Origin of the sequence: Nocardia gamkensis NBRC 108242 (assembly GCF_001612985.1) — a bacterium.
Taxonomy (GTDB): domain Bacteria; phylum Actinomycetota; class Actinomycetes; order Mycobacteriales; family Mycobacteriaceae; genus Nocardia; species Nocardia gamkensis.
Genome location: NZ_BDBM01000100.1, coordinates 1 through 3,551 on the forward strand (window position 1 = coordinate 1; position 3,551 = coordinate 3,551).

Annotated in this window: 2 protein-coding genes and 1 pseudogene; 2 read left to right on the forward strand and 1 reads right to left on the reverse strand. The window is 63.0% G+C overall.

Going from position 1 to position 3,551, the window contains the following annotated elements; genetic code table 11:
• Positions 1 to 279 precede the first annotated feature (279 nt).
• Both ltrA and NG1_RS38705 read left to right on the forward strand, forming a co-directional pair.
• Complete coding sequence (gene ltrA / locus NG1_RS34755; RefSeq protein WP_062978104.1) at positions 280 to 1,731, forward strand: group II intron reverse transcriptase/maturase; 1,452 nt, start codon at positions 280 to 282, stop codon at positions 1,729 to 1,731.
• A 107-nt stretch (positions 1,732 to 1,838) separates the two neighbouring features.
• A pseudogene (locus NG1_RS38705) lies at positions 1,839 to 2,312 on the forward strand (IS3 family transposase); the annotation flags it as partial.
• Positions 2,313 to 2,723: 411 nt separating this feature from the next.
• On the opposite strand, the gene NG1_RS34765 reads toward NG1_RS38705, so the two are convergent.
• A complete protein-coding gene (locus NG1_RS34765; RefSeq protein WP_062978106.1) occupies positions 2,724 to 3,026 on the reverse strand; it encodes a hypothetical protein in 303 nt (100 codons plus the stop codon).
• Positions 3,027 to 3,551 lie beyond the last annotated feature (525 nt).

Genomic DNA, 3,551 nt, shown 5'->3' on the forward strand with positions numbered 1-3,551 from the left:
TCGGGAGGCCATGGTGAAGGTCTGCGGCGTAGCCGTGGCGATGCTGCAGGGGCATAGCTGGGCGCCGACCCCGTCGAAGGGTTCGTGAGTGAACGTGGGAACCACCTCGGCGGTCCCTGACCCGGTCAGCAGCCTGCTGTCCAGCGGGAACGCTCATCGCCGGCCGATGCCGCCGGGGTGGGGCGGAGGGCCCGTAGTAGTCCGAGACCGGGAAAGCCGGTCGCATGGCGAAGGGGTCCAGTGTGTTCGCGGCATCGACGCATTGTGGGGAGGTCTCTGGTGAATACCGGTGATCTGGAGTTGGACCTCGCCGAGGCCGAGTTCCGGGTACTCAGGATGCAGAAGAAGCTGCACCGATGGGCGGTGGCCGATCCTGGTCGTCGTTTCGATGATCTCGCAAACCTCGTCTATGACCCGGCGTTCCTGCTGGTGGCATGGGAACGGGTGCGGGGCAACAAGGGCGCACGAACCGCCGGGGTCGATGGGATCGCACCGCGATCGGTCGGCCTCGGCGTTGAGGGACTGCTGGAGCGTCTTCGACATGATCTGAAGGCAAACCTGTTCGTTCCTCAACGGGTGCGAGAGAAAGCGATTCCCAAGGCGTCGGGCAAGATTCGGCGCTTGGGTATACCGACGACCGCGGACCGGGTCGTGCAGGCCGCGTTGAAATTGGTGCTCGAACCGATCTTCGAGGTGGATTTCCAGCCGTGTTCCTATGGCTTCCGCCCGAAGCGCCGGGCTCAGGACGCGATCGCCGAGATCCATCACCTTGCGACACCTGCCCGCAATTACGAGTGGGTGTTCGAGGCGGACATCACGGCATGCTTCGACGAAATCGACCACACCGCTCTGAGGGAGCGGGTGCGTCGACGCGTCGGGGACAAACGCGTGCTGGGTTGGGTGAAGGCGTTCCTGCGGGCCGGAGTTCTGACCGAACATGGCCACAACCGGGAAACGATCACCGGCACACCCCAGGGCGGGATCCTCTCACCGCTGCTGGCCAATATCGCCTTGTCCGGGCTGGACGAGCATTTCGCGGCCCGGTGGGCCGCGCTCGGACCGTATTGGACACGCGTCAAACGTCGCCGCGCTGGTGCCCCGGTCATGAAACTCGTCCGCTACGCGGACGACTTCGTAATCATGGTCGCCGGGAAACGCAGTGACGCCGAAGCGCTGTGGGATGAGGTCGGCACGGTGCTCGCTCCGATGGGTTTGCGCCTGTCGGAGGAGAAGACGAGGGTCTGTCACGTTGATGAGGGGTTCGACTTCCTGGGTTGGCGCATCCAGCGCCGAGCTTGGCGAAGCCGGACCGGCAAGAAGGCTGTCTACACCTACCCGTCGAAGAAGGCGCTGGCCTCCATCATCGACAAGGTGCGGACACTGACTCGCCGCAAGCGACATCGAACACTCGCGGACTTGCTGCGTCGGCTCAACCCGGTGCTGCGAGGCTGGTGCAATTACTTCCGCCACGGAGTGTCGTCGCGGACTTTCGGATACATCGACCATTTCGCCGTCTGGCGGATCGTCGGCTGGCTCCGCAAACGACACCTCGGGTTGAACATGCACACCCTGGTCCGACGCTACCTGCCTGGTTGGCAGATCCGCGCCGGAGGAGTCGAAATGTTCCGGCCCGAATCGGTCGCCATCGAGCGATACCGATACCGGGGCAGCAAGATTGCCACACCATGGTCGAGCACACCGACAGCCGGATCACCCGCTCAAGCGGAATGAACACATGGAGAGCCGGATGCGGTGGAAGCCGCACGTCCGGTTCGGAGGGCGGGCCGCAGAAACCCACCAGCCGAAAGGCTGGCAGGGCGCTGCGGTCCGACCCCTACACCGAGCACTACACCCGGGGAAGGCAAGGTCTACTGCGCGGTCGTGCTCGACACCTATTCACGGCGGGTGGTCGGCTGGTCGATCGACTCGACCCAAACCGCGGCGCTGGTCACCAACGCGCTCGGGATGGCGATCTCCAAGAGATCGCCGGAATCGGGCACGATCATTCACTCCGACCACGGCGTTCAATTCACCTCGTGGGCCTTCACCGACCGGGCCCGCAAGTCGGGGCTGGTGCCCTCGATGGGCTCGATCGGCGACTGCTAGACAACGCCGTCATTGAATCATTTTGGGGCAGAATGCGAACCGAGCTACTCAACCGGCAACGCTGGAGAACCCGAATCGAGCTGGCGAACGCGATCTTCGACTACCTCGAGATCTTCCACAACCGACGCCGCCGTCACTCAGCCTTCGGTATGCGGACTCCGATCGAGTACGAAATGATGCAACCGTCCATCCAACCCGTGGCCTGAAGTCCAGCACCTCGACTCCACGAAACCGGGGGAACATCATGCCCCTGTTCCCTGGGACAACGCAGAACACCGATCTGACATTGGCACTGTCCCAATGCACCTTCCGACGGATCTGGACCGACTGGTTCCAAGAGTTCGGCCTCCAGTCGATCACGATCGATCAGCCCTGGGCGACGCAGTGAGCCCCACGGACAGAGTTGCCGCGCCTGCCTTTCCGGTGACGATGCGGCATACCCATTGTGCTGGCGCCGCGCTTCGAGGGGCTGCTCTATGGCCTGCGGGAGGGGCGGTCGATGGCTCGCAGTATGATGCTCGGGTCGGCGAGTGGGGCACTGCGGTGCGCACGACACCACGATGCCCCACTGCCGAACTTGAAGGAACTGCCCCTGCCGGTCACCGTATCCCGTTGAACTACCTGCCACGGCGGCGATACAGCCGTTTGGGGTGGGCTTCATCGTAGGTGTTGCCGACCGCGCTAACTAGCAAAGCAATGATGGGCATTGCTATCGCAACCACCAATGGCACCCACGTCCAGGCGAGGTACGAGAACAGCAACAGGGCGGGGACGGTGAGCCAATAAATCCAGCTCAGCGCACTGTAGCGGTGGAAGAGAAAGATAATTTCACTCGCTAAATAAGAGCCGAGCCAGATGAATCCTATTGCTACAGCGATACCGGCGATGACTACGAGGAGGATCAAGGCCCTGTGTTCCACCAGAGTAGTATGACGCCATCACTCAACTGTGAACGCCGTATGGCTTTGCTGGCCATGAGATCTGGCATCACGTCAGAGCGGTGAGTGCCGAAATCCGGGAACCGTCCTAACACAGCCCTCCACTCCTCGAACCACCCACCAAGCCCATCGAAGCACTCAGGTGACATGCGCTTGCGGTCAGCCTGTGTGTGGTGCATCTGCTGCGCGCATCGTTCCGGTACGCGTACACTGCCTCGCTGGTCATTCGTGGTCCGGCCGTCAAGGATCGCTTCCTGGTGATGGATCGCCTGACCAACGAGGCGCGGTGGCAATACGGGGCCACGCAGGAGTCTGCTGATCCCACGCACCCTGGCTGTCGCCGCCCACGCGGGCTCGTCGCCGCCATCCAGTGCGGGCACCTACAAGCATCTACAGGCACGACTGCGAACCGAACGCCAACAGCGACGCCACTTCGAGCAACTCGCCCGCACCTACGCGATCATCACCCAGCTCGCCGATGATCTCGCCGACGCCGTCGCCGAGCGG